20 protein-coding genes are annotated in these 25,140 nt (G+C 59.9%); 6 read left to right on the top strand and 14 right to left on the bottom strand.

All coding sequences use genetic code 11. The annotated features are described in order from the left end of the window. Positions 1-80 precede the first annotated feature (80 nt). Both AC07UK_RS36880 and AC07UK_RS36875 read left to right on the top strand, forming a co-directional pair. Positions 81-1,208: a helix-turn-helix transcriptional regulator gene (locus tag AC07UK_RS36880; protein ID WP_494688045.1), complete on the top strand. Its 1,128-nt coding sequence runs from the start codon at positions 81-83 to the stop codon at positions 1,206-1,208. A gap of 579 nt (positions 1,209-1,787) precedes the next feature. Next, entirely contained in the window at positions 1,788-2,723 is a 936-nt protein-coding gene (locus AC07UK_RS36875) for a SphA family protein (RefSeq protein ID WP_494688046.1), read from the top strand. 175 nt (positions 2,724-2,898) lie between these two features. Here AC07UK_RS36875 and AC07UK_RS36870 read toward each other — a convergent pair whose 3' ends face one another. Beyond that, on the bottom strand, positions 2,899-3,801 hold the full coding sequence (locus AC07UK_RS36870; RefSeq protein WP_494688047.1) for a LysR family transcriptional regulator: 903 nt from the start codon (positions 3,799-3,801) through the stop codon (positions 2,899-2,901). A gap of 121 nt (positions 3,802-3,922) precedes the next feature. On the opposite strand from AC07UK_RS36870, the gene AC07UK_RS36865 reads away from it, so the two are divergent. Continuing rightward, positions 3,923-4,558 carry a glutathione S-transferase family protein gene (locus tag AC07UK_RS36865; RefSeq protein ID WP_494688048.1) on the top strand — a complete coding sequence of 212 codons (636 nt, stop codon included), beginning with the start codon at positions 3,923-3,925 and terminating at the stop codon, positions 4,556-4,558. Between the two features lie 141 nt (positions 4,559-4,699). On the opposite strand, the gene AC07UK_RS36860 is transcribed toward AC07UK_RS36865, so the two are convergent. The 9 genes from AC07UK_RS36860 to AC07UK_RS36820 form a co-directional block, all read right to left on the bottom strand. Further along, positions 4,700-6,478 (bottom strand): amidohydrolase, encoded by a 1,779-nt coding sequence (locus tag AC07UK_RS36860; RefSeq protein WP_494688049.1) that lies wholly within the window; start codon positions 6,476-6,478, stop codon positions 4,700-4,702. 180 nt (positions 6,479-6,658) lie between these two features. Beyond that, the gene (locus tag AC07UK_RS36855; RefSeq protein ID WP_494688050.1) at positions 6,659-8,488 is read right to left on the bottom strand and encodes an amidohydrolase; all 1,830 of its coding nucleotides are present in this window, start codon (positions 8,486-8,488) and stop codon (positions 6,659-6,661) included. Between the two features lie 58 nt (positions 8,489-8,546). Further along, positions 8,547-9,344, bottom strand: a complete 798-nt coding sequence (locus tag AC07UK_RS36850; protein WP_494688051.1) for an SDR family oxidoreductase — start codon at positions 9,342-9,344, stop codon at positions 8,547-8,549. Between the two features lie 4 nt (positions 9,345-9,348). After that, positions 9,349-10,644, bottom strand: coding sequence for an aspartate aminotransferase family protein (locus AC07UK_RS36845; RefSeq protein ID WP_494688052.1), 1,296 nt, complete (start codon positions 10,642-10,644; stop codon positions 9,349-9,351). A gap of 17 nt (positions 10,645-10,661) precedes the next feature. Then, the gene (locus tag AC07UK_RS36840) at positions 10,662-11,945 is read right to left on the bottom strand and encodes an APC family permease (protein ID WP_494693915.1); all 1,284 of its coding nucleotides are present in this window, start codon (positions 11,943-11,945) and stop codon (positions 10,662-10,664) included. A gap of 100 nt (positions 11,946-12,045) precedes the next feature. Continuing rightward, positions 12,046-13,122 (bottom strand): phosphotransferase enzyme family protein, encoded by a 1,077-nt coding sequence (locus AC07UK_RS36835; protein ID WP_494688054.1) that lies wholly within the window; start codon positions 13,120-13,122, stop codon positions 12,046-12,048. A 532-nt stretch (positions 13,123-13,654) separates the two neighbouring features. Beyond that, positions 13,655-14,701: a helix-turn-helix domain-containing protein gene (locus tag AC07UK_RS36830; protein ID WP_494688055.1), complete on the bottom strand. Its 1,047-nt coding sequence runs from the start codon at positions 14,699-14,701 to the stop codon at positions 13,655-13,657. A 171-nt stretch (positions 14,702-14,872) separates the two neighbouring features. Then, positions 14,873-15,274, bottom strand: a complete 402-nt coding sequence (locus tag AC07UK_RS36825; protein WP_494688056.1) for a DUF6616 family protein — start codon at positions 15,272-15,274, stop codon at positions 14,873-14,875. A gap of 91 nt (positions 15,275-15,365) precedes the next feature. Next, positions 15,366-16,868 (bottom strand): amidase, encoded by a 1,503-nt coding sequence (locus AC07UK_RS36820; protein ID WP_494688057.1) that lies wholly within the window; start codon positions 16,866-16,868, stop codon positions 15,366-15,368. A gap of 444 nt (positions 16,869-17,312) precedes the next feature. Between AC07UK_RS36820 and AC07UK_RS36815 the strand changes: the two genes are divergently transcribed. Continuing rightward, positions 17,313-18,347, top strand: coding sequence for a helix-turn-helix transcriptional regulator (locus AC07UK_RS36815; protein ID WP_494688058.1), 1,035 nt, complete (start codon positions 17,313-17,315; stop codon positions 18,345-18,347). 151 nt (positions 18,348-18,498) lie between these two features. Here AC07UK_RS36815 and AC07UK_RS36810 read toward each other — a convergent pair whose 3' ends face one another. Together AC07UK_RS36810 and AC07UK_RS36805 are read right to left on the bottom strand one after the other, a co-directional pair. Next, positions 18,499-18,741 carry a hypothetical protein gene (locus AC07UK_RS36810; protein ID WP_494688059.1) on the bottom strand — a complete coding sequence of 81 codons (243 nt, stop codon included), beginning with the start codon at positions 18,739-18,741 and terminating at the stop codon, positions 18,499-18,501. Positions 18,742-18,817: 76 nt separating this feature from the next. After that, on the bottom strand, positions 18,818-19,009 hold the full coding sequence (locus AC07UK_RS36805; RefSeq protein ID WP_494688060.1) for a hypothetical protein: 192 nt from the start codon (positions 19,007-19,009) through the stop codon (positions 18,818-18,820). Positions 19,010-19,279: 270 nt separating this feature from the next. Here AC07UK_RS36805 and AC07UK_RS36800 point away from each other — a divergent pair, with 270 nt between their 5' ends. Together AC07UK_RS36800 and AC07UK_RS36795 are read left to right on the top strand one after the other, a co-directional pair. After that, positions 19,280-20,215 carry a SphA family protein gene (locus tag AC07UK_RS36800; RefSeq protein WP_494688061.1) on the top strand — a complete coding sequence of 312 codons (936 nt, stop codon included), beginning with the start codon at positions 19,280-19,282 and terminating at the stop codon, positions 20,213-20,215. 461 nt (positions 20,216-20,676) lie between these two features. Next, entirely contained in the window at positions 20,677-21,273 is a 597-nt protein-coding gene (locus tag AC07UK_RS36795) for an IS200/IS605 family accessory protein TnpB-related protein (protein WP_494688062.1), read from the top strand. Positions 21,274-21,291: 18 nt separating this feature from the next. On the opposite strand, the gene AC07UK_RS36790 is transcribed toward AC07UK_RS36795, so the two are convergent. Then, on the bottom strand, positions 21,292-22,722 hold the full coding sequence (locus tag AC07UK_RS36790) for an aldehyde dehydrogenase family protein (RefSeq protein ID WP_494688063.1): 1,431 nt from the start codon (positions 22,720-22,722) through the stop codon (positions 21,292-21,294). A gap of 96 nt (positions 22,723-22,818) precedes the next feature. After that, positions 22,819-25,074, bottom strand: a complete 2,256-nt coding sequence (tynA, locus tag AC07UK_RS36785; protein WP_494688064.1) for a primary-amine oxidase — start codon at positions 25,072-25,074, stop codon at positions 22,819-22,821. Positions 25,075-25,140: the final 66 nt, after the last annotated feature.

Here is a 25,140-nt window from a genome sequence, read left to right as displayed (position 1 = left end):
AGCGCTCGCGTAAGTACCAGTTCTCATGGCATCGAAATTGCCTCATAGTCATCTAGTCAAACCCCAAAGCATCCTAGTCCGTGGCAATTGCGACTTTCGGCGACCCTTTGTTGCTGCATCTTTATGGCTCCTGCACCGAATCGAAGCGGTGGCGAGAAACCCTGGATATTCTGTGCACCGAAACGGGCGCGCGCTCTGCTGTGGTGCATGCGATCCAGGTCCAAGGCTCTCAAGTACGCAGCTATTGGACTGCCCACGATACGTGGCTTGACAGTTTTAGCTACGACACATTCACTTCCGATTTGTCAAATCCAAGGCTGGAATGCGAACGGCTACGTAGAGTAGCTGGAGGGTTGGTGAGCGATGACGACCTTTTTCGCGATGTGGAACGCCCTATTGTGAAGCGACTACAGACCCAGCTTCGCGACATCGGCCTTGGTCGCTTCCTCGGTGCGTTGACATCGGTGGGACGCGGGAGATATGTGGCTCTTGCACTACACCGTGATACCAATGACACGAGCGACTTTTCGACGCGACAGCGAGATCGTATCGTGTCGCTACTGCCGCACTTTCAACAAGCGGTTTCTCTCGCGGAAACAGTGGCGGCCAGCCAGACGGCTGAGGCATTGCTTCGTTGCCACTTAGATAGGTGGCAGTGTGGTTTGGTAGTGTGCGACACTTCGGGCGAAGTGCAATGGCTGAACCAAAAGGCAAGGATCCAGTTGAATGCCGGGCATGGGCTTTTCCTTCGCGACGGCGTACTGAGAGCTGTCGGCTCACTGTCCCAACAGCGCTTGTCTAAGGCGTTGCACGAGCAGGCGGCCAGCAGCACGCCGGGATTCCTAGCCATTCAGTCCGGTAATCTGAGTTGGCATCTCGCTGTGCAAGGGCTAGACTCCGTGGGCCCGGATGGCCGGTTGAAGTCGCTGTTAATTACGCTAACGGACAACCATCCTGCTGGGCAAATTCCAGCGGAAGCATTGATGGCGTTATTCGAATTGACCGGCGCCGAAGCAAAGCTGACCAGCGCTTTGGTTGCCGGCACGTCGCTTGAGGAGTATGCACTCCTGCGAGGCGTAACAGTGGGGACCGCACGTTATCAGCTCAAGAGGGTACTGGCAAAGACCGGTTCGAGCCGCCAATCGGACCTGGTGCGCCGGGTCCTATGCAGTGCCGCGGGTCACATCATAGACGTATCCCAACATTGATTTGCCAGTGAAGGCAGCGCGCAACGTGCTGCACCAACACAGGTGAGGCGGTCCGGCTACCAATAACATCCTGTTAGCTCCCCGCCGGGGGTATAGCTACGTTCCCATGCTGGCACGCTAAAGGACCATTGCTGTTGGCTCACCAAATGTGAGACCTCTCGTCCTACAGTGCGACGGTAAGCCGTCGCTTGCACGTTCTAGCCTGCCCAGCGCCCCCCCCTCTTATCCAGCCGAAAGCGGAAGACTCACCTCAGCCCGCCCGGGGGCTCATTAGGCTCTTCGCGATCCCCAAACACCGACACCGCCCGGCCAGCACGTCGTCCCGCCCCTGGGAATTTATGATTCTCCGCATTATTAAGTACGGACTTCATATCAATGGTGCCGCCTCAGCACATCTTCCAACTGAAAAATTGGCATAAGCCGAGCCAAATCCATGAATTCCCTTATACCAAATGGAAGATGCTGGAAAATTAAATAATCTATAGAGTCGAGCTTGCTGACATGCCAAGGGATCATAAAAATCCGGCCGCAGCGCCCCTGATTTATACGGCAACCACATCCCGGAGGAGCTTGAACACAATGCAGTCCAGCCGCTTACATCTTTCTTTGAGACTGTTTCTATTGGCCATGGCCGCCATGTCGCTGGATGCCACGGCAATCGAAGGCGGACAGCCAATTACACCGTTCGGTATTTTCGAGTTCGGAACTGGCATGCTACCTCCGCCATCTGACCTCCCTGCAGTGGGATTCCGCGCAGCCCATTTCTCGGCGAATCGCCTGAATGACAATGCCGGCAACCGGGCACCCGTCAGCGCTGACCTGACCATTAATAGCTATGCTGTCTCGCTCGTCAAGATGACTAATGCCACTCTTCTTGGAGGAAGGTATGGTTTTGGCGTAGTCGTTCCTTACTTCGACATGAATGCGAATTTTCTTGGCATTCCGACGCCGGTCGGCCCAATGAATGTCACCGGTAGCCCTAAGGCGCTGGCCGATGTCCAGGTTATTCCTCTTATTCTTGGATGGCAACCCAGCGATAACTTCTTTGTTAACACCTCGCTCGCACTGCAAGTACCGGTCGGGAGCTACGACAAGAACAGGCAAGTTAATCCTGGGGTTAATCACTGGACGATATCGCCAACGCTTGGTTTCACCTACATTACTCCGTTCGGAGGCGAAGTATCTTCAAATATTCAGATTAATTTTCATACCCGGAACAACGCTACAGACTACAGGTCCGGCATGGAATACCAGCAGGATTTCGGAATAGGTCAACATATCGGGTCGTGGACAGTCGGCCTGGGGGGCTACTTTTCTAAGCAGTTCACGGACGACATCCAGGCCGGACAAGCGATTGGGAACAGAGCGAGCGTGGTTGCGGCCGGGCCAGCTATCCAGTTTTTCAAACCAGGTTCTGGCCTGCCATTGGTAACACTGCACGCCTATAAGGAGTTAGCTTCAAAAAACAGGGTGCAGGGACACCAAATTGCGTTGAAGCTGGGGTGGACTTTCTGATTCATTATTGGGGCGGGGATCTTGTAACGGCGCTTGGCTAGCTTGGTTCTCGCGCCATGCCTACCAGAATCACATGGTAGCTTTTTGCGCTACCGACGGCAGCAGACTGGCATCCTGAAACGCCGCGGAAAGCGGCGATGCCGACGGTTCCAAATGGAGCCACGGCAAGTTGCTTTCAAAGCTTACTCAGGTTTTTGGCGCGCAGTAGCGGCGCAGCGAAATCGATAAAGGTTCGCACCCGCGCCGATATCAGCTTTGCATGCGGATATAGCATTGTGATAGGAATAGGATCGGTCTCGAACTTGCGCAGGACAGGTCGCAATTCTCCCGCCTTGACCGGCGCCTGCACCATGTACGACAAGAATGCGCCGATGCCGATGCCGTCCCTGCAAGCATTGATGGCGGCGTCGACCGAATTGGTCGAAAAGCACGGCGCCAGGCGCACCGTCAGCGTGCTACCGTTGTCACGGAATTGCCACTCGCTGAGCACGCTGCGGCCGGTGAATCGAATAATTGTGTGCGAGTCCAGCGCATGGGGATCGCGCGGCGTGCCGTTGCGCTTCAGGTACTCGGGACTGGCGCATAGCACACGCTGAAGGAAGCCGACTGGCACCGCATGTAGGGTGGAGTCGTTGAGATGCCCTATCCGTACCGCGACATCGACGCCTTCCTCGATGAGGTCAATGCTGCGGTCGAGCAACAGTAACTCCACTGTCAATTCAGGATGCGCCCGCATGAACTGCATGATCAGCGGTGCGACATGTAGCCGGCCGAACAGCACCGGCGCCGTCACCACTAGCTTTCCCGCCGGCTTCGCCTTGGTATCGAACAGCGCCTCTTCCGCCTGCTCCAGTTGGCCGAGCACCGCCTTGCAAATGGAAAGGTAGCGATCGCCCTCATCCGTCAGGCGGATGCGGCGCGTGGTGCGGTTGAACAGGCGGACGCCGAGGTTGGCCTCGAGTTCGGCCAGCCGGCGTACCACAGTCGGCGGCGATGTGTCGAGCACGGCAGCAGCCGCGGTCAGGCTGCCGCGCTCTGCGATTTCGATGAAAGTCTCGATGCCCCGAAGTTTGTCCATAGAGGATCTGAGTGCGCGCTGGAATTAGTTCATATTATGAAGAAATTTATTCCGTTTATCGCCATTTTTTTCAGTAATACTTCGGGTGCACAATCGGTTCACCCCCTCTTGAGAAACCAACATGCAACCAGCCATTCATATCAAACTGTATCGCAACATCCTGTCCGGACATGCGCATCGCGCCGAACTCTTCCTGTCCCTACTCGGCTTGCCATACACGGCAATCGACGTCGACCTGCGCACGGGGCAGCAGAAACAGCGCGAATTCTTGACACTTAATCCCTTCGGACAGGTGCCGGTAATCGATGACAACGGCACCGTGGTAGCGGACTCGAACGCGATCCTGGTGTACCTCGCGTCGAATTATGGCGACGAACACTGGCTGCCGCGCGACGCTATCGGTGCGGCGAACGTGCAACGGTGGCTGTCGGTTGCGGCAGGCGAAATCGCCTTCGGACCGGCAGTTGCACGTATGGGCAAACGCTTCGGTATGCCAGTCGACACGGAAGGCGCCGCGCGTCGTGCAGAATCCCTTTTCACGGTGATGGAAAGCGTATTGCAAACGCGCCCCTTCCTTACAGGTGAACACATTACGATCGCCGATATCGCCTGCTATAGCTACATCGCTCGCGCTCCCGAAGGCGATATCGCTCTTGAACCTTACCCCGCGCTCCGTACTTGGTTGGGGCGCATCGAGGCATTGCCGCATTTCGTGCCGATGATTGAGCTGCCGTCGCCCAAGGCTAATGCAGCCTGATCCAATAAGATAACAGCACTGGGTTTCCGTCTTCGCGGGAACTTGGTGGCTTACCTGATCGGCCTTAGAACGGAGGCCGAGTTTTTAGGCGTTCCCCTGACGTGAGCTGGGGGAACGCAGTGTGTGCGCCTCTGGGGCCGATTACCGTGCCAGGTTCGGCAAGCGTGCCGGCAACGGTGCCTCATCGATGCGCGGTAGCACTCCCGTGTCATAGACGTCGCGTCCGTCGAACACGGTGCGCAGCACATCGGTCCTCGCCAGGGCATCCAGGTCGGCGGTCAGCGGATTATGGTCGACGATGGCGATGTCCGCCTTGTAGCCAGGTTTGAGCACGCCGATGCCTTCCCACTGCATGAGCCTCGCCGTGTTCACGGTCCAGGCGTCGAGAGCCTGTTGCGCGTTGATGGTGTGGCTGGAGGCGGCGTTGCGGAAGTCAGAAAGGGCCAATTCTCCCGTCTGCGCCAGCTTCATGTGCTCGAACGGGCTGAAGGGCCCCCAGTCCTGGCCGAGCGACGTGTTAGCGCCTGAAGCGAAGAGTCTGCCCACGGGGATGACCTGATCCATCATCTCTTCACCGAGGCGCTCGCGGTACATATCGCCCTTGCCCCAGCGGAAACTCATGCTGGTGGTCAGGTTCAGCTTCAGATCCGCGTAACGGCGGATGGTCGCCTCGTCGATGACCATGTTGTGTTGCATTACCCAGTCGGCGTTGCGTACAGCGTCTTCCAGATTCTCCGCTTCAAGGATCTCGAGGAACTGTCGGTGATCGGTTTGACCCGCCTGGATGAGGTTAAGGCGCACCTTGTGGTGCGCGCAGTAATGGATAATTTCCCTTTCCATCTCCGGCGACACGAAGTCATGGCCAGTGGTCGGCCTGCCGTATGGATCGGGATAGGGCTTGTCCATGCGCAGCAGGCCAGTCCAGCAGGGACCGTCGATACCGAGGGTCGCTCCGTTGAAGCGAAGAATCGGATCATCCTTTGATGTGAGCAACGCGGCGTGTGCCAGGTTGAACCGAATATGCTCATCGGTCAGGCTCGCCCCGAAGTCCCAGGGTGCTGGCGCCACCTCCAGCGTGCCCAGCACCCGCATCGCCAGCCGTCCGTCGTCGCGCAGACGCTTGTAACCGAGCAGGTGCGGCAGTTCCATGGCGTGACACTCATAGGCCCCGGTGGTGCCCCATCGGTGTGCCCGCGCCTGGCCAAGCAGCCCGCCGTGGTACCACAGTTCGTCGGGCGGGGGAGCGGCCATCATCTTGGCCTGGATTTGCTCGCGCCAGAACGCATCCGGATTGTAGTAGCTGATCACTGTGCCGGTGAAGATGCCGGTGGGCTCTCCATTGGCGTCCTTCTCGATCCAGACGTCGCCGGCACGATCGGGCGTTTCGCGCGTGATGCCGAGCACCTGCAGCGCCTTCGAATTCATCGCTACGATGTTGGGCACGACCGGCGAGAGGGCCATGATCATCAATGGATGGTCTGGCGCTGCCGTGTCGAGCACCCTGCGGTCTGGCAAACAGCCCTCAGTCAGGTCCTTGTAGGACCGGCGAAGCATATAGTTCGGCTCGCCCACAGGAGTGGCGAAGACCCACATGCCCGCCGGCACGTGCGCGACATGAGCGCGGATGCGGGCCACGATGTCGGCATGGTCGCGTGCGTCGTACAGGTTGACCGCCCACACATCCTGAGCGCCGGTATGCAGGAAGTGAGGATGCGAATCAAGGATGCCGGGCATCACGCACGCGCCTTTCACGTCGATGCGCCGGGCCGAGGCGCCGGCGAGCGAACTCATGTCATCGAAAGAGCCGGTAGCTACCACCGTATCGCCTTCCAGGACCAGCGCTTCATGTGTCTCCCGCCGCTCGTTCTGGGTGAGGACTGGCCCACCGAAGATAAGCGTTCGATTAGTTGGCGTTGGCATTTCACATATCCTTGAGGTGCGGCAGGAAGCCGAGGTCATCGGAGAAGGGGACGTCCAATCCGCTGTGGACATTGCCCCGTCTACGCGGGAATGGCGGTGGAGGTTGATGCATCATCTGAACCGGATTACGGCCTCCGTTCCGATGTGAAGGTAACGGAGGCCGTCTTCAGTTGCAGCTGTTCAATGCGCGGCGTGGTCACATTGCGGACTGCAGACATGCCCGCTCCGGCGAAGGGCGGAAGCGAGGTCGAGGTCCTGAACCCGCTCGGCTGGCAGGTCCGCCTCATCCAGCCGGGGCAGAATCCTGGTGTCGAATACGTCCTTGCCGCCAAGGACAGTCCTTAACACCTGAGCCTGCGGCAGCTCACTGATATCGCATGTGAGGGGATTTCGATCAACGATGGCCAAGTCCGCCTTGAAGCCAGGTTTTAGCGCCCCGATCCCCTCCCACTGCATCAGCTTGGCATTGTTGACTGTCCAACCGTCGAGCGCTTGTTGCCGGCTTATCGAGTATCCAGGGCCATCATGGCGGCGCCCAGATGCAAACTCGCGAGTCTCTGCAAGGGCCATATGCTCGAAGGGACTCGCTGGCCCCCAATCCGAACCGAGGCCGACATTGGCACCGGACGCGAACATCTCGCCTATCGGCACCAGATCCTTGAGGGCTTCCTCGCCCATTCGTTCCAGGTACATGTCACCCTTGCCCCAACAGAAACTAAGAGTGCTAGTGAAGTGGAAACGCAAATCGGCGTAGCGCTCGATGGTCTTCCCGTCGATGAAGATGCTGTGCTGCATAACCCATTCCCGCGCTCGCACGTCCCAGTCGGCAAGGAATGGTTCGAGCAACTCCAGAAACTCGCGATGGTCGGGAATTCCACATTGCACCATGTTTAGCCGAACGTTGTTCCGAAGACAGAACTCGATGGCTTCGCGCTGCATCGCGGCCGAGACGAATGTCCGCCCACGCGTCGGACGGCCATACGGGTCCTTGTAGTCGCGGTCGCTTCGGAGGGCGGCCGACCAGCCTGGACCGGACGGCACCAACGTTAGGCCATTGACACGGAACATCGGATCAGTGGTCTGGGTGAGCGTTGCCGCAAGAGCAAAGTGTGCGCGAATCACTTCCTCGGTCAGATGCATGCCAGCGTCGAAAGCATGCTGGGCGCCTTCCAGCGTGGCTAACACACGCATGCTTAGGCCGCCCTCGTCGCGCACGCGCTGATAGGCGGCGATGTGCGCAGCGTCCATCGCGTGCCCCTCATAGGCCGAAGTAACGCCGCGCTTCGTTGCCGCGAGCTGGCCCGCGAGCGCCCCTTTGTACCAAAGGTCGTCAGCGGGACGGAAGTGAGCTGCAACGCGGCTTAACCAGAATGGGTCGCTATTATAGTAGTTCGTCACGTGGCCGCTGAAGATGCCAGTGAGTTCGCCGTTCGCGTCTTTTTCGACCCAGACATCATTGACACGGTCAGGAAGGTCGCGCGTGAAGCCAAGCATCTGCAGCGCCATGGAGTTCATGGCGCAGATATTCGGCAGCCTCGGCGCATAGGCCTGGATCCACACCGGATGGTCGGGCGCCACGGAGTCCAGCTCCTTGCGGTTGGGTAGCCGGCCTTCCGGGAGATCCCGCCACGATCGACGGGTGAAGTAATGCGGCTCACCGACCGGCGTAGTCAGAATCCATCCGCCACGAGGTGTAGTTTCAACACGCGACCGGATGCGCGAAAGGATGTCTTGGTGATCCTTTGCGTCGTACAGGACAACACTTTCCGCATCAAAGCTTCCGAAGTGCAGGAAGTGGGGATGATTATCGATCAGCCCCGGCATCACACAAGCCCCCTCGACATCAACCTTGTGCGCAGCAGCTCCAGCGAAGGTCTTCATGTCGTTCAGCGATCCCGTCGCGAGGACGGTGTCACCTTCCAGCACGATGGCTTCATGGGTTTCGCGCCCTTCATTCTGGGTGAGCACGGGGCCGCCGAATATCAGCGTGCGTCTGGTTGGATTGGCCATTTCGAAATCTCCTTGAGATCGATTATTAGTTTCAAACAACGTGCCTGGTGAGGTCGTGCTACTTCGCACGCTCTGCGTAGAAGGCCTGCAGATGAACTTCGCTTTCCGGCGTGCAGGAACCGCCGTCGACAATCACGGTCTGCCCGGTGACGTAGCTTGCCTGGTCGCTGGCCAGATAGAGCATCGCGTGGCCGATGTCTTCCGGATGCCCGAGTCGCCCCAGCGGAATCGCCGCGGCCATCTGGGCCATCTCTTCCTCGCTGGCCAGCAGGTCCATAGCCTGCGTCCGGATATAGCCCGGTTCCACGGCGTTGACGGTGATGCCGTCGCGCGCGTACTCAAGTGAAGCTGCCCGGATAAAGCCGTTCAGGCCAGCTTTGCTGGCGGCATAGTGCGCCAGCAACGGCATCGCTACCCGCGGCCCGGTCACCGACGACGTGAACAACAGGCGGCCGCGGCCCCGCTGCCGCATTGACGGCGCCACGGCGCTCGACAGCCAGAACGCGGCCTTCAGGTTGACTGCAAGGGTTTCCTCGAGCTGCTCCTCAGTCAGATCTTCGATCGTGACCATCGGGAACACGCCAGCGTTGTGCACCAGCACATCGATCGCGCCGAATTCCGCAAGGACCGCATCCACCAGTCCTGTCGCGCCCTTCCCTGTGCTCATGTCCGCTTGCACGTAGCAAGCGCGGCCACCGCGGGCCACGATGGCAGCCGCAGCCTTATCGCCGCTTTCCGCATTGCGTGCAGCAAGAACCACGTGGGCGCCGGCCCGGGCAAAGACCTCTGCGATGCCCTGGCCGATGCCCTGGCTCCCCCCGGTGATCACGGCAACTCGTCCTTCCAGATTGAACATATCCTCACTCCATTGCGCCAAGCGCTTCGTCAAGGGTGCCGATCAGCAGGTCGGCGTGGTCCCGCTCGAACACCATCGGCGGGCGCATCTTCAGCACGTTGCCGTGGTGGCCGATCGTGCTGATCAGCACGCCACGACGACGCATTTCGTTGATAAGCCAGCGCGCCTCGGCCGTCGCAGGCACGCGCGTGGAGCGGTCGGACACCAGCTCAAGGCCGAAAAACAGCCCCTTGCCGCGTACCGCGACCACCCGTTCATGACGCTCGGCCAAATCGCGCAGGCGGCTCTGCAGGTACTCGCCGACATCGTGGGCGTGGCTTACCAGTTGCTGCTGCTCGATCACGTCGAGCACTGCAAGCCCGACGGCTGCGGATACTGGGTTGCCGGCGAACGTGTTGAAGAACATCGCGTCCTTCAGGAACGCGTTGGCCAGTTCGGGGCGGGTCACCATGCCACCGATCGGATGTCCGTTTCCCATCGGCTTGCCCAGTGTGACGAGATCAGGCACTACGTCAAACGATTGGTGCCCCCAGAAATGTTCGCCAGTCCGGCCGAAGCCGGACTGCACTTCGTCAGCAATGAACAGGCCGCCGGCAGCCCGGACCTTGGCCACGAGCCGTTCGAGATAGCGAGGTGGCAGCCGCGTCAGACCCTCGGTGGTAAACAGCGTATCCAGCATCAGCGCTGCCACGCCGTGGCCTTCGCGCTGCAGTGAAGCGATGGCCGCGTCTGCATCCGCCAGCGCGCGCTCGGCCAACTCTTCCGCCGTACCGCCGTCGGCCAAATCGCGCAGCACATCTGGTAAGCGCAACGCTCGCGCGTGCGGCGCGAACGGCTCGTTAGTCTGGATGCCGGTGGCGACGCTGGCAAGCGTCGTGGAGTTTCCGTGGTAGTTGAAGTCGCTGACGAGGATGCCACGGGACCCGGTGTGGTGACGTGCGATACGCAGCGCGAGCTCGTTGGCTTCGGTACCTGTGCAGACGAACAGCACCGTGGAAAGTGCCGGGTCAAACGTAGCCGTCAGGCGCTCGCCGTAGTTCACCACGTTCTCGTGCAGATAGCGCGTATGGATGTTCAGCGTCGCTGCCTGGCGGTGCAGTGCCTCTACCACCTGAGGATGGCAGTGGCCAACATGGGGTACGTTGTTGTATGCATCGAGGTAGCGCCGGCCCTCATGATCATAGAGCCAGACCCCTTCGCCACGCACGAGGTGCAACGGTTCGTCGTAGAACAGTGGCGTCGGATGGCCGAGCGCCCGATGACGTCGGGACAGCAAGGTCTCAAGGGAGGAATTGGACATGGTGGACATCTTCGCTATCAAAGGATGGTGCGTTGAAACAACTTTCGTTTCAGGACCCACTTCACCCAACCCAGCGCGACCAGCGCCACCAGCAGCAGGACTGCGCCCGCGTACAGGTAGATGGAGCGAGTGAGTGCCGGTTCGGGCGAGACGTGGAAGAGGCAGTACAGCATCGCGGTAATCCCCAGCCACTGCGGCCATGGCAGCCAACGGCTGCGGTAGGGTCGAGGCAGGTTGGGGTAGCGGCGGCGCAGAACTATGACGTCAAGGTGGGCAACGATGTAGGCCATCAGCCAAGCCGTGGCAGCGCTGAGGATCAGCACGGTAAAGGCCTTCGACTCGCCGCGCAGTAGCAACAGCGGCACGGCGATCGCCAGCGCCACGAAGACTATCGCAACCCATGGCGTGCCGAACCGCGGATGCAAGCGCCGGAATACCGGAAACGCCTGGCCCTCGCACGACATGCCATACAGCAGCCGGGGCACCGCAGCGAGCACGCCGCTCACCAGCCCGGCACTGGCCGACAAGGCGGCCACCGCGACCAGCACCATGCCCCAACGGCCCGCAACTGTCTCGGCCAGCACCAGGTGTGGCAGCTCTGCGCTGGCCAGCCGCGCCCCCGGCACCTGATGCAGGGCGCCGAGGCTGAACACGAGGTACAGCGTGGCGGCCAGTGCGAGGGTTATCCACATCGCCTTCGGCACACTACGCGAGGGTTCGCGCGTTTCCTCGATCATCGGGCAGATGTACTCCGCCCCAAGCAGCCCCCATATCACCGCTGCGACCAGCGGCAGCACCTCTGGCACGTCCAGCGGCACGGCGCTGGCAATCGCACTCGACGGCTCCGCCTCAAGTGCGAGCAGGCCGAGCCCCAGCATCGCGCCGACTTTTAGTACGGTCAGCACGTTTTGCAGCCGGGCGAACAGATCGACACCAACCACGTTCAGCAACACGGCTAGCATCAGCACGCCGAAGGCCAACGCCTGCACGGGCACCCTTCCGGGCAGCAGTTGCTGAACGACCGCATCGACCAGCAGCAGTTCGGCGGCGACGCCGAAGACCGCGACCACGATGTAGCCAGAGAATGTGGCCACGATCGCTGGGAATGGCCCGAGCGCCACCTCCGTGTAGCGGCTTAGCCCTGCCGCCTGTGGCAGCATCAACGACAGCTCGGCGAACGTGTCGACGTAACAGAGCGAAACCAGCAGCGCAATGCCGAGCGCTGCGAAGAACGCCGGCCCGCCGAGCCCGCTGACCTGCAGCATGGTCACCATCGCGCCCTGACTGATCACAATGCCCATGCCAGTTGACACCAGTGCGGGCAGCCTCAGGTTGCGGCGCAGGCCAACGGCTCTGTCTGGCGCAGCGAGGCTCGCCACATCGGATGGTGAAGCGCTCATTTCAGGCTTCCTGCGACAGCGGTGTCAGTTCGAGCGGTATCGACTGGTATTCGACATTCCCTTCGATAACGCGAGCAGCCAACGCCAAGCTCAATTCCCGTACACGACCAGTCAACCGCCGCGCGGTGCGTTGCGTCTGGCGGGTCTGCATCCAGCCCAAATAGACGAGCGCGCGCATCAGCAAAAACTGCGGCAGCAGCCGAAGTTCGTCGTCCGACAGCGAGCGCTCAGCGCGGTAACCCGCCACGTAGCCCTTCAACGCCGCTTCGTAGTGCGGTGTGCCGAGGTACCAGAACACTGCCGTCGCGAGCTCCCAGAGGTACCAGCCATAGCCGCTATCGTCGAAGTCAAGCACGACGACACGCCCGTCATGTTCAATCAAATTGTCTGGAACGAAGTCTGCGTGCACCAATCCGTACACCCCGCGGTCCTTGCCGTATCGCTGCAGCGTCTCGGCGACAATGCCGGCAGCTCCGCTCAGCAGACGCCGCTCGTCTTTCTCGAGCACTTCGAGGTCGAACCACGGCCCCCATAGCGCAGCATGGCCGAGGCAGCCTTCTAGGTCCCAGTGCGGTCGCGCGAACCCAGCTGGCTCCTGCCACACTGCCGAATGGTTGTGAATTTGGGCCGCAATGCTGCCAACAGTGCGGTAGGCCTCTAAAAGGGAGCGCTCTCCTGGCGCATCTGGATCTTCAGCAAACCCAAGCGGACGGCCCTCGACCCAGTCGAGCAGGTCGCACAAGTGCGGCAGCGGAGCCAGATCGCTGGCCACCTCGACCATCGCTTCCCCGGCTAACGTGGTCACCACTGTTGGCGTCGCTACGCCAACGGATGCCAACGCCTGCATCCAGGCTAGCTCGGATTGCAATGAGATGCGATCGTGGTAGCCGTGCCGATGGACGCGCAGCGCCATGCGCCGGTCTTCCTCGACCTGCACGGAGTAGACAGCATTCTCGCGACACGCGATACGCTGCATCGAGACTGGCTGCAATCCCCATGCGCTTAGAGCGCTTTCGGCGAGGGAGTCAAACGCCGCGAGCCGATCGGGCTCGCTCAGATTATCCAGCGGATTGCTCATGATCGAAGATGGGTAAGCGAAGGATTGGGATGGCGTAAGCCTATATATCGAAGGGGTACCCCCGTTATCGGAAATCGGCAAAAATTTGCCGGCCCCAGAACAGCGCTTCTCTTCAGCAACTTCCTGTGAGCCTATCGCCGCGCGCTTTGGGATAGCAATGGCCGGATGATCTGGGCCAAGCAGACCGACGACGGATTGGACAAAACTCTGCCATCACGGAATTGCGGAAGGAGTGAGGAGCGACGGATAATTGTCGTATCGGGCACTGAGCACTATAGGCTTGCTCAGCACGGTGCCGGCGCAGGCGACCCCGACTGCTCAAGGGCCTTTCACGGACTTGCATGGAAGGCAACAGCCACGCACCGTCAATGCCTGGTCGATCGAAACAGGTGGACGCGAAAGCTATGAACGGTCCTTACACACGGCACCGCTCGGCGCCGTGCGTACAATGGTCCACCGTAATGCCGCTAACGAGCGCGCTGGTCCGGCAGGCCGCCTCCCCTGAGGTCGCGCGGCGTCGGCACGCGCTGGCTCAAAGGATTGGCGAGTTTCTGCGCAAGGTGTCCGAAGGACGCTCCCCAAACATCGCCCTATAGTCCGCACTGAATTGGCTCAGATGCCAAAACCCCCATTGAACTGCGACATCTTGGACCGCTTTGCCTTCACTCCCTGCTGCCTTTAGATCGCGTCTGACACCGTTCAGTCGTAGAGCGCGAAGATACTGAATTGGTCTGAGGCCCAACACCTCCTGGAAGCAATAGTTCAGTTTCCGTCGGCTCGCTCCAAACGTGCGGCATATGTCCAGGATTGAGACAGGATCATCGCGGTTCGAGAGCGCGTAACTGCACGCCGCCTCGACAAGCCGCCGGCGGCGCTCCACCGTCTTGAACTCGTCAACTGTCGGCAAGTCTGGAGATAGCTCGATCAGCGCCAAGGTCAACGCATCCTCGATATTCTTCTGGACCGCCTCTGAGGCGAACAAGGTCGGCTCTTGAGCAAGGGTGTGGAACACTGATAGGAGAATTTCCCGCAACTTCGATAGCGCGCCCGGCGGCGATTGCAGGCAGAGAGGATTGCGGAACATCGCTTGCGGCTCAATTCTGCTCATGTCGTGAGCCGCATGACCAAGCTTATCGATATCGACAGCTACGGTCATGAGATCAAGGAGGGGCGCGCTGCGAAAATCTAGCATTGCAGGAGCCACCAAAAGTGCATCGAGCCCGGCCCGCCGGCCGAAGAAGACTGCCTCGCCCTCCATTCTCATGGGTACACCGAATACCTTGACCTTCGCTGGAAAACAACACGTCTGGCGGATCATCTGGTTCGTGACTTCCCAAAAGATGCGCACGTCGCGGAAGCCAACTTCGCGAATTTGGCCTTGCAGTTTCCCTGGTGAGATCTGGTCGTATCTCATATTCCAGCTAGTAAAGCAGCTGGCGCCTTCGTCCACATCGTCGAACGTCTGAAAGGCTGTGAAAGGTGCTGGGGCCACGCCGCGGCCCGGCTGCTCTCGAATGAATGATGTGTGCGAATTCGCCATGAAGTCCCCTTCTTTGTCAGCACCTCGGCGTGTGTCCATACTTGCTCATGATATCGGCGCGCCCAGGGGTGGAGGTCATCCGGCGCAGCAGCGAGCAGCAGGCAAGCGCAGAAGTGAGCCTTGCTATCGGTGCAACCGCGACCCCGATGCCGAGGGACATCAGTGCCGCCCAACAGGGGACTAGGCCCAACTGCGAACGGGCGCTGCGAATTAGCGCATCGCAGTGCTCGTGTCACCCTGCATTTTCGAAGAACGGAGCGTTTTGCAGATCAATGCGATACGGTTGTGTGGCGGGAGTTCTTTGAGCTTTATCTGCTCGTGCGTTGCACGGGCCGCGACGATGGTTGTTACGTGCGCAGGGTACCGCAGGTGCCAGTGGCTGCCGCAGGCATTGCGCGGCAGCTGTGAGGAATGCCAGCGTACGCGGCACCCCTCCGCTCCTTGGCAACTACTGACCGAGCACATGCCACAGCGGCGGAGTGTACGAATTCCTGCGCTAGCTATCTCCTGGACCGCGGCGGCTATCCTCGCAGCGAATGCCGCGCGTTCCTCTTCGGACACACCGTGCCAGATCGGCTTGTACGACCAACGTTCCAAGAGATAGTGTTTCATTATCGATCCCTCTTCGAGAGATAGCCTACAGAGCCGATGGGGATCGGTCTTCCAGGTAACGGTCAACCGCCACCGGCCCTGCAGGCTTACCTTATTGGCAAGCTGGCGGCGCCGAGAAGCCGTCGAGTTCGCGCTCCAGAAGCTTGGCGAATTGCAGCGGCGTGCGGTCTTCCAGGTATGGTCCGATCAGTTGCACGCCCATGGGCATGCCGTCGACAAAACGGCCGGTAGGCACCGCCGTGGCGGGCAAGTCTGCGACCGTCGCGAGCGACGGCCATTGCAGGCCATCCAGGTATGGACGCGGAAGCCCGTCAACGATCATGCGGCGGGATTCGCAGACGGTGATCGGGTCGGGGGCGCCGTCGCCGCGATGATCGTGCGGATACGCGACAGTCGGCATGACCGGGCAGATCAGCAGGTCATAGCGCGTAAAGAATTCGCGCCAGGCCCGGAACAGCCTCTCGCGCTGCTCGGCCACTGCAAAGTACTCGAACTTGCGCATGGTCAGCGCGCGCGCCGTGCGGGCCACGTAGTCGTTGTCACCGGGCGGCAATGCGGCCGCGGCGTCGAGGAGCTGCTGCACCGCAGTGGGCGGCAGGCCACTGCCCATAATCGGCAGCAGCGTCGACAGGTAGATTTCGTAGGAGGCGTGCGGGTCCAGGTCCGGCCTTGCCTGAGTATCGACTGTCACCCCCAAGCGGCGCAGGTCCTCAGCATAGGCTTCCATCGCCTCAAGGCAACCCGCATCGACCGCAAAGGCATCTGCCCAGAGGCCGACGCGAAAGTCCTGCAGCCGCTGGTGCCGGCTCGGCGGGATCGCGACACGCCATGCGGTCTGATCCAGTTCATTGGGTGCGGCCAGCACATCTAGCGCCAGTTCGAGATCCCGTGGGCTGCGCGCCAACGGCCCGCCGACGCCCAATTCGTATCCCCCGAATTGGCCTGGCAGCGGCGGGATGTGCCCGCCCATCGGCACCACCCCATAGCTGGGCTTGTGCCCGTAGACGCCGCAGAAGTGGGCCGGACAGCGAATCGAACCACCAATGTCACTGCCCAACTCCAGCGGCGTGAAGCCCGCGGCGACCGCCGCCGCCGCGCCCCCAGAGGACCCGCCGACGGAGCGCCCGGCGTTCCACGGATTGTTCGAAGTCCCATAGACCGGGTTGCTGGACTGCCAGTCGAAGGCACCCGGCGGTACGTTGGTCTTACCGAAGACAACGGCTCCGGCCGCCTTCAGCCGGGCCACTGGCGCCGCGTCTTTTTGCGGCCGATGCTGCGCCAGGAACGGGAAGCCGCAGGTGGCCGGCATGCCCGCGACTTCGTAGGTATCCTTGATCGTCATTGGCAGCCCGTGCAGCGGCGGCAGTTCAGACGATGCAGATTTATTGTCCGCCAGACGGGCTGCCTCAAGCGCACCTTCTACATCCTGCGCCACAACCGCGTTCAAGGCGGCATTGTGCTTGCTGACCTGCTCAAGATGCAGGTTTAACAGCTCGACCGCGCCAATCCGACGGTCGCGCAGCATTGCCAACCAGTCGGTTGCAGACTGGAACAGGTTTGGCATGGCGGAAGGGGCGTTTTGCAAGTTGCTCATCAAAGGTCTCCGATATCCTGATCGTGGCTGAGGCAAAGTAATTGACGTCTGGCCGAAGACTAGACTTGCTATGTGGTCGCGTCATCTCTCAGATGGGAGATAACCGGCCATTTTCGGTAAGGACCTAAGACCTGAGTTACGCGGGGATTGCGACTCTATTGCAGCGCAACACTAATGGATGGATGTCTGGCGTATGGGCGAATGCCTGAAAAGCCGCATCCTTCATGGGCGCCCGAGTAAATACCGATTTCCATGGCACCAAAATTGCCTCATAGTGATTTAGTAAAACTCTGAGCATCTCGGTCCGTAGAAATGGCGACTTATTCTGATCCCTTGTTGCTACGTCTTTACGGCTCCTGCACCGAATCGAGGCGGTGGCGGGAAGCCTTAGACTTGCTATGCACTGAAACGGGTGCACGCTCTGCCGTCGTACAGGCAATTCGTGTGAAGGACTCCCAAGTACGTACCTACTGGACGGCGCATGATACGTGGCTTGACATGTTTTGCTACGACACTTTCATCTCCGATGTGACGAATCCGCGGATGCAATGCGATCGGATGCTCAAAGTCTCTGGTGGTCTAGGTGGGGATGCGGATCTGTTCAGCGACGCTGAGCGTCCTATGGTGCAGCGGCTGCAGGCGCAGCTTCGCGAGATCGGTCTCGGGCACTTTCTTGGCGCCTTGATGCCAGCTGGGCCCGACCGTTACGTGGCCCTTGCGCTGCATCGTGATATCCATGATGCGAGCGACTTTTCTACGCGGCAACGCGATCGTATCGCGTCGCTAATGCCGCACTTGCAGCAGGCAGTCTCGCTTGCGGAAACAGTGGCGGCTAGCCGGCAGGCTGAAGCATTGCTTCGCTGCCATTTGGATCGGTGGCAGTGCGGTTTGGTGGTGTGCGACACCGCCGGTGTAGTGCAATGGCTAAATCAAAAGGCGCAGGCTCACTTGAACGCGGGGCATGGGCTTTTCGTTCGCGATGGTGTACTGAGAGCGGCCGGCGTATGGTCCCAACAACGCTTGGCGAAGGCGCTGGATGATCAGGCTAAGAGTAGCGCTCCGGGATTTCTCGCCATTCAGTCCGGAGATCAGAGTTGGCATCTCGCTTTGCAGGCACTCGACCCACTCGGCACGGACGGCCAGGAGAAGGCACTGCTGATCACGCTTACTGACAATCATCCTGCTGGCCAAATCCCAGCAGAAGCATTGATGGCGTTGTTCGAGCTGACTGGCGCCGAAGCGAGACTAGCCAGTGCGTTGGTCGCCGGCACATCGCTGGAACAGTATGCATTGCTGAGAGGCGTAACAGTGGGAACCGCACGCTATCAGTTAAAGCAGGTACTCGCCAAGACAGGCTCGAGCCGTCAATCGGATCTTGTGCGCCGAGTCCTATGCAGTGCGGCGGCTCAGATCGTTGACTACCGAAGCAATAATCCGCCTGCGAAAGCAGTTGCGCAAACCCCCAGCAGCCGCCACTGAGACTGCATCGACTCAATAGAATCGCCGCGCAAGCCTCACCTCTTCAGGGCTGGGTTAGCGGCGCATACGCAGCTATGGGGAAGGCTAAAACCGAGTCCCAGACTCGGAATGTTTGCCTCTTCTCCCACTCCGACCATACTCGCGTCCTGCGCTATCGCATCAAGGATAAGCACACCGCTTGGTTCCTTGCGCAGGCGCGGGGGCCGAACTTCGCATCCGTATCGGTGGCATGCCAAGCGGACAGGATCTCGCGGTCTACCAAGGCATCCTGGACACCGGTGATACCGAAGCCGTTCAGCGTGGCAGCGGCAGCCGCTGCCTTCTTCAGGCGATCCGCGCTGCGCGCAGGCGCAAGCATGTTGATGCCAAGCCAGGCCGATAGCTCCTTCAGCAAACAGGTCGCTTTCCCACCTGCCATCACGTAGTCCCCGCCTGCCGGCGCCTTCGACCGGGGCCCAAAGCCTGTTTTTTCACTTGATATAACTGCCGATCGCAACAAAGTGGCTGTCGCGAATCGCGACCGCTTTCGCCCACGGGCGACGAGCGTCCATGGTGTAGAAGTCACCATTCCTGAGAAGGGTTTCCGCAGGCTGGGCTGCTGCGGCAGAGGAGAGTCCGGCTAGGGTTATCCCGAGCAAGAGGATGTGGCTAGGCTTTGGCATTTTCCGGATCTCCTCATTATTCATTTATGTATTGGCCCCCTCGCATAGTAGAAGCGGCGTCGAGTCATCACATCTCCCATTTGGGATAGACAAAGAAAATTTGAAGAAATAAGAATCCGCGAAGCTTTCTTATACCAAATGGAAGATGCACGGGGTGGACCGCATCGATAGAGTCAAGTGCGCTCACATGCTAAGGGCCCATAGAAAGCCCGGCTGCAGCGTCACCTCTCTTACTTATGCGGCACCCATCATTTGGAGGAAATCAACATCATGGAGTCCACCCGCCCCCATTTTTCTTTGAGGCTGTGTCTACTGGCCATGGGCGCCATATCATTCAATGCTATGGCACTCGAAGGCGGAGCGCCAATCACACCGTTCGGCATTTTCGATTTTGGCGCAGGCATGCTTCCCCCGCCTTCCGACATCCCTGCAGTAGGGTTTCGCGCAGCGAGCTTCTCGGCGAAGCGCCTGAATGACAACGCAGGTAACCGCACACCCATCAGCACGGACCTGACTGTCAACACCTACGGTGTCTCCTTCATCAAGATGACCAATTCCACTGTTCTTGGTGGCAACTATGGTCTGGCGTTGGTTGTGCCCTACTTCGACATGAATGTGAAGCTTGGCATTCCAACACCGGCAGGCCAAATGAATGTCAGCGGCAGCAATACGGCGTTGGCCGACCTTCAGTTCTACCCCATCATCCTTGGGTGGAAACCCGCGGAGAATTTCTTTGTAAATACATCCCTTGCGCTGCAAGTACCGGTCGGAAGCTATGACAAGAACAGGCCGGTGAACGCCGGAGCCAATCACTGGACGATATCGCCCACGCTTGCGTTCACCTACATTACTTCTTTCGGTACCGAGATCTCATCAAGTATGCAGATCAATTTTAATACCAAGAACAACGCCACAGATTACCGGTCTGGCATGGAGTACCAACACGATTTCGCTATCGGCCAACATTTCGGACCTTGGACAGTTGGTTTGGGTGGCTATTTTTCGCAACAGTTCACGGATGATACCCAGGCCGGTCGAACCGTTGAAGGAAACAGGGCACGCGTATTTGCTGCCGGCCCGGCGATTTCATTCTTCAAACCAGGCTCTGGCCTGCCATGGGTAACACTGCACGCCTACAAAGAGCTGGCTTCAAAAAATCGGGTACAGGGGCAGCAAATTGCTTTGAAACTGTGTTGGGTCTTCTGACCGTTACCTATTTCGCAGGCCGACGGTGGCCCATGCTATAGAGCGCGAGGGCATGCAGCTGTGTGCGAATAGGGTGCACAAACCTGATCATGCGCGAAAAGCACGCCTATACCCAGTTATGAAGAAACCGAGAACGCGCTTCTATCAATCGGCGAGGCGGCAGTCGCGCGTGGCGTGGCCGTCGCGACATTGCGGCGCCGGCATCGCCAGGGCCGCCTGCTTCCGGCAATGTTTCCGGCGAGCGCGCGCTCGATGGCGGCCCCGATCATAGGCGAAGTCCACGTTTCCAGGAATTTTGCCCACCACCGACAAGCTAGCGGTCGGACAGGCGGATCTCGAGGTGGAACCGGCCGTTCTCGGCCGGCAAGACCTGTACTGCCACCATGCCCTGAACTCGCCGGTTGCCGCTACTGCGCGCGGACGCCACCTCGGGACAGCGCGAGGCGGCGCTGTCTGACGCCTTGAGCCAGGCCGTCCGGTTGGCCCGGGACGCCAGAAAGCCGCTGGTGGCCGAGGATTTGGACTTCAGCGCCAAGAAGAAGGCGCTGGGCCGGGCCAGCGCCAAAGGCGCCCGAATGCTCTCGTGCCTGCTCTATGCCAAATACCGACAGCAGCTCGCGGCCAAGTGCCATCGGGCCGGGGTCGAACTGACCTTGATCAACCCAGCCTACACGTCGACCATCGGTGCAGTGAAGTACGCCGCGCGACGGGGCTGGAGCGTGCATGCTGCCGCAGCGGGCGTGATCGCCCGCTGCGGACAGAAGTTATCTGAACGCTTGCCGCGCGCCGGCACGGATGTCCATGTTCCGGTGCGGAGGCGCCTTGAAGTACTGCGGTTACCTGTAAGGAAAGACCGCAGATCGCGACAAGGTGCCTGGGGCGAGGTTCATACAGCGTACAGGAGTCTGGTGCGCGAGAAAAGGCTCGCAGCCGGTCGCGCTTCTGCGCAACCAAGCGTCAGCACCGTTGGTCGAAGCCCTCCGGCTTCGACCTCCAGCAAGAAGCACCGTTCGCCTAGCGCCATTCTGAATGTTCAGATTTGCACATCTTTAAAGTAACGGTGCGCGGAGCCTCTTCTACTTCTTCAGGCTGATGACCTGCGTTTGCGTGACCGACTTCAGTCCATCAAGACCGAATTCGACGCCCCAGCCCGATCTCTTCGCGCCGCCGAATGGCACCATGGGATGGACGGCACCGTGCTGGTTGATCCATACTGTACCGGCCTGGATGCGGCTCGCCACTGCCTTTGCCTGATCGATGTCCGCCGACCATACGGACGCACCTAACCCGACATCCAGACGATTGGCACTCGCAATAGCGGCGTCGATATCGCGATAGCGAATGATGGGTAGAACGGGCCCGAACTGCTCCTCGTCCACCAAGCTGGCACCGTCTGCGATGTCCGTAACCAGGGTCAGCGGATAGAAATAGCCTGGACCTTCGGACGGCGTACCGCCGCAGACAATGGTGGCCCCTTCCGCACGCGCCCGGTTCACCAATGACACGACCTTGTCGTACTGCATACGATTCTGGATCGGTCCCATCGCCACGCCGTCATCCATGCCATTTCCCATAGGCATGGCTTCCGCCAGCGCCGTCAATTCCGCGACCAGGGCATCATGCAGGCTCTCGTGTACGTAGACGCGTTTCGCACAAGCACAGGTCTGGCCCATGTTCAGGAAGGCGCCCCAGAACAAGCCCGTCGCAATGGCTTTCGGGTCGGCATCTGGCAACACGATGGCCGCGTCATTGCCACCCAACTCCATCGTGGTGGGCGTGAGATTGCGAGCAGCTGCCGCGGCAATGCGGGCCCCCGTAGCGGTGGAGCCGGTGAACATGATCTTGTTCACATCCGGGTTTTCCACCAGCCAGGCACCCACCGCACCGCCACCGCTGACCGTGTTGATGACCCCTGGCGGCAGCACTTCGGCGATCAGCCTCACCATCTCTAGGCTGGCGATGCTGGTGTACTCCGATGGCTTGAGCACAACGGTATTGCCGGCACGAATGGCGGGAATGATCTGCCACACAGCAATCATCAACGGCCAGTTCCATGGCGCGATGGCGGCGACCACGCCAAGCGGCTTACGGTGGACCTCGTCACGCCTGCTTTCGTCTTCGAAGGCAATCTCGATCGGCAAATCCAGGCTGGCCGTCACGCGTGTCCAGGTCTCGCAGGCCCAGACCTCGAAGCGTGCGCCGGGCACTTGTTCCGGCCCTACGCCGCCCAATGGCTTGCCTTGCTCGCGCGTCACCCACTGGCCAAGGTATTCGCTGTTCTGCTTGAAGATATCGGCAACGCGATGCACCAACGCCTTGCGCTCTTCGTCGGTGCGGGCGGCCCATCCAGGCTGCGCCGCCTTGGCCGCGGCCACCGCAAGACTCACCTCATGGGCGCTGGACTGGGCCACCAAACCTAGCACCTCGCCGGTGGCCGGATTGCGGGATTCGAAGAGTTCGGCAGACGCGACAGCCTGCGCATTGACGATGTTACTGAATCTCTGCATGTTTCTCCTCATTACGTTTCACTCGGACACGAGAACTCGTGCCTAGGCCAGCAGCGGTGCGCCTTCTGGGGACGCCGCTCCAGGGCCGGTTACTAGTTACCTGCTTGCGGCTTCTTTTCCTGACTTGTTGAGGCCCAACGTGGGCGTCTCATCAAAGAAGTTCCAGGGCTTTAACAGCACGTGGACCCACTCTGTCGGCATGATGGGCCACTCCTCGGCGCGAGCGACATGGGTCGTGCCGGTGGTCAGCCACACCACGTTGTCCGTATCGACAATAGACTGGTCATCCTTGATAAATGCCCCGAGTCCGGTGTCCTGGTTCGAGCGATTGGGATATTTCCCCTCGGGAAACTTCTCTTCAGGGTCGTAGCGGGTTACCCAGAGCTGCCGATCCATAAAGCTCAATCGGTGGTTGATCCATTCGTCCTTGCTGAAATTGGCGCCCTTGGCGATGGGATGAGTGCCGCCGGCATAGGGAATCAACTGATAAGACACCGGATTCCCGACCTTGTTGACCTTGCCCGGATTGCTGAACAGGCGGATGGTCGAAGCATCGAACTTCTGGGCCGCTTGCTGCTCGGTGGCAGGGCTGCGTTGCACCGTTTGCATCGTGCTCGTGCGTGGACCGCCGCGTGTGTTGGGCGCCACCACAGGGTCGATCTCTGTGAGCGAATTGCGTTCACCGTCGACGTCCAGGTCGAGTCGGAAGTTGTAGATGTGCTGGTGCGTCGTGCCAACGATATTGTGGTCAATCAAGGTGCCGTAACGGGTGTCTTCGACCGCCGTCGCGTCCTGCATGGTGCGGGACTTCACGCCCTTAACTGCCTCGATGCCCGTGGCGCCTGCGTTGATGCCAATTGCGCCGTTTTCGGCGAAGACCCAGTCGAAGATGTAATCGTAGTTGCCAACGGTGCTGATCCAGCGCACTACCAGTTCGCGTCGTTCGGTGCTGAGATTGGGCTTGCCCATCTCCTGGTGTTTGAACTCGGGTCCTGCGTAGCGTTCGAACACGGCCATCGCATTCGGAATCTTGGTCGGTGCACCCGTATAGTCGGCAATGGTGGCATCGAGCAGCACTGCATTTTCCGGTGCATCCTGGCCGCGCTGAATTGGCGAGGTCAGCGTGCCCATACCGTACTCCCCTGAGTCCAGATAGGCCTTGAAGTACCAACCGGTGTCGGGGTCGCCATAGGGTACGATCATGCCGCCGAGCGAACCCTCGTACATGACCTTGCGTTTCGTACCCTTATCGTCGTAGGTAACGGTGGATAGGATTGGTCCAACACGTGAATCGAGCCGCAGATGGAAGTCCCAGTTGCGCCAGTGCAGCGTGTTGCCGGCGATGGAGTAGTTCTTACCCTCGGGCTCGCTGATCTCCAGCGGCTTAGGCGCCCCGGTGGTGGCGCGATCACGTCCATCGTAGGGCGTAGGCTTCAGGGGCACCGGGACGACACCCTGATCTTCGATCTTGATGACTTTCTTCTGACCTAGATCGACTACGGCAACGAGATTCTCAATCGGATGAGCCCAGTAGTTGCCATCGCCCACGTCTAGGTAGCTGATTACCTTCAGCAACCGGTCTTCTTGTCGCAGTGCATCCTTGCCCTCGAAATAGCCGACTGTCAGCGGCGTGCCAACTACTTTCTTGACTTCATGGATACCGCGCTTGGCCAACGCCTGCGCGTATTCCGGGCTCGCCTCGATTGCGGCCTGCACCGTCGCGAAGTCATCGATTAACACCATGCCGTGGGCACCCTCGATCGGCTTCCAGCTCACGACAGTCCTTGTCGCGAAGTCGACCGTGCCCTCGATGACCTTCTGGCCATCCAGTATGACAAAGGCGGCTCGGCGCGCTGTACTTACTGCCTGGCCGGTGAGGGCGAAGTTCCACACATCTTCCTTGGGCGGCGCCTTGAGCGTAATCTCCGTGAACCGGTAGCCGGTCTGGTAGCGGCCATTGGCCTTCAGAATGTCGATCGTCGCCTGGATTTCGGCTGCCGTCAGCGGATTGAGCGGATGCGGCGTGCGTTCGAGGACAAAAGTCTTGTCCAAGCTGGACTGGAAAACCTGGTTGATGAAGGTTTCCGAGACAAATGGTTGACCCTTTCGCATCACCACCGGCATGTCGAGCTGCAGCGGTTGGCCGTTGATCAGGGCGGACTTCGAGCCTGGCTTAATCCTGACCAGTGTGCTGTTGCGCGAGATCGTGTACACGCCCGCGAAGTCATCCCAGCGCACGACGGCACCAAAGTCCTCCAGCGTCTTCTTCAGGGGCAGCATTGTTGCCGCCGCGCCGTGCGCATGGACTGGCGCTGACATCAGGCAGGCCACGAGGGCGAGCGCTAGTCCAATGCGTCATTGAAAAAGCACCCCATTCATGGTTAGATCAGGTGCATGGGAAAAATGAATCTGACCGAG

This window comes from Cupriavidus sp. GW821-FHT07C08 (assembly GCF_059419025.1).
Note: the sequence above shows the minus strand (reverse complement) of the source record. Positions and strands in the feature narration are given on the sequence as shown.

Bases quoted from the DNA above. Each gene is read 5' to 3' on its own strand.
- AC07UK_RS36835 (WP_494688054.1), bottom strand. From the start codon at position 13,122: ATGAGCAATCCGCTGGATAATCTGAGCGAGCCCGATCGGCTCGCGGCG.
- AC07UK_RS36865 (WP_494688048.1), top strand. From the start codon at position 3,923: ATGCAACCAGCCATTCATATCAAACTGTATCGCAACATCCTGTCCGGA.
- AC07UK_RS36825 (WP_494688056.1), bottom strand. From the start codon at position 15,274: ATGAAACACTATCTCTTGGAACGTTGGTCGTACAAGCCGATCTGGCAC.
- AC07UK_RS36845 (WP_494688052.1), bottom strand. From the start codon at position 10,644: ATGTCCAATTCCTCCCTTGAGACCTTGCTGTCCCGACGTCATCGGGCG.
- AC07UK_RS36875 (WP_494688046.1), top strand. From the start codon at position 1,788: ATGCAGTCCAGCCGCTTACATCTTTCTTTGAGACTGTTTCTATTGGCC.
- AC07UK_RS36840 (WP_494693915.1), bottom strand. From the start codon at position 11,945: ATGGGCATTGTGATCAGTCAGGGCGCGATGGTGACCATGCTGCAGGTC.
- AC07UK_RS36870 (WP_494688047.1), bottom strand. From the start codon at position 3,801: ATGGACAAACTTCGGGGCATCGAGACTTTCATCGAAATCGCAGAGCGC.
- AC07UK_RS36805 (WP_494688060.1), bottom strand. From the start codon at position 19,009: ATGCCAAAGCCTAGCCACATCCTCTTGCTCGGGATAACCCTAGCCGGA.
- AC07UK_RS36860 (WP_494688049.1), bottom strand. From the start codon at position 6,478: ATGCCAACGCCAACTAATCGAACGCTTATCTTCGGTGGGCCAGTCCTC.
- AC07UK_RS36850 (WP_494688051.1), bottom strand. From the start codon at position 9,344: ATGTTCAATCTGGAAGGACGAGTTGCCGTGATCACCGGGGGGAGCCAG.
- AC07UK_RS36820 (WP_494688057.1), bottom strand. From the start codon at position 16,868: ATGAGCAACTTGCAAAACGCCCCTTCCGCCATGCCAAACCTGTTCCAG.
- AC07UK_RS36790 (WP_494688063.1), bottom strand. From the start codon at position 22,722: ATGCAGAGATTCAGTAACATCGTCAATGCGCAGGCTGTCGCGTCTGCC.
- AC07UK_RS36855 (WP_494688050.1), bottom strand. From the start codon at position 8,488: ATGGCCAATCCAACCAGACGCACGCTGATATTCGGCGGCCCCGTGCTC.
- AC07UK_RS36800 (WP_494688061.1), top strand. From the start codon at position 19,280: ATGGAGTCCACCCGCCCCCATTTTTCTTTGAGGCTGTGTCTACTGGCC.
- AC07UK_RS36830 (WP_494688055.1), bottom strand. From the start codon at position 14,701: ATGGACACACGCCGAGGTGCTGACAAAGAAGGGGACTTCATGGCGAAT.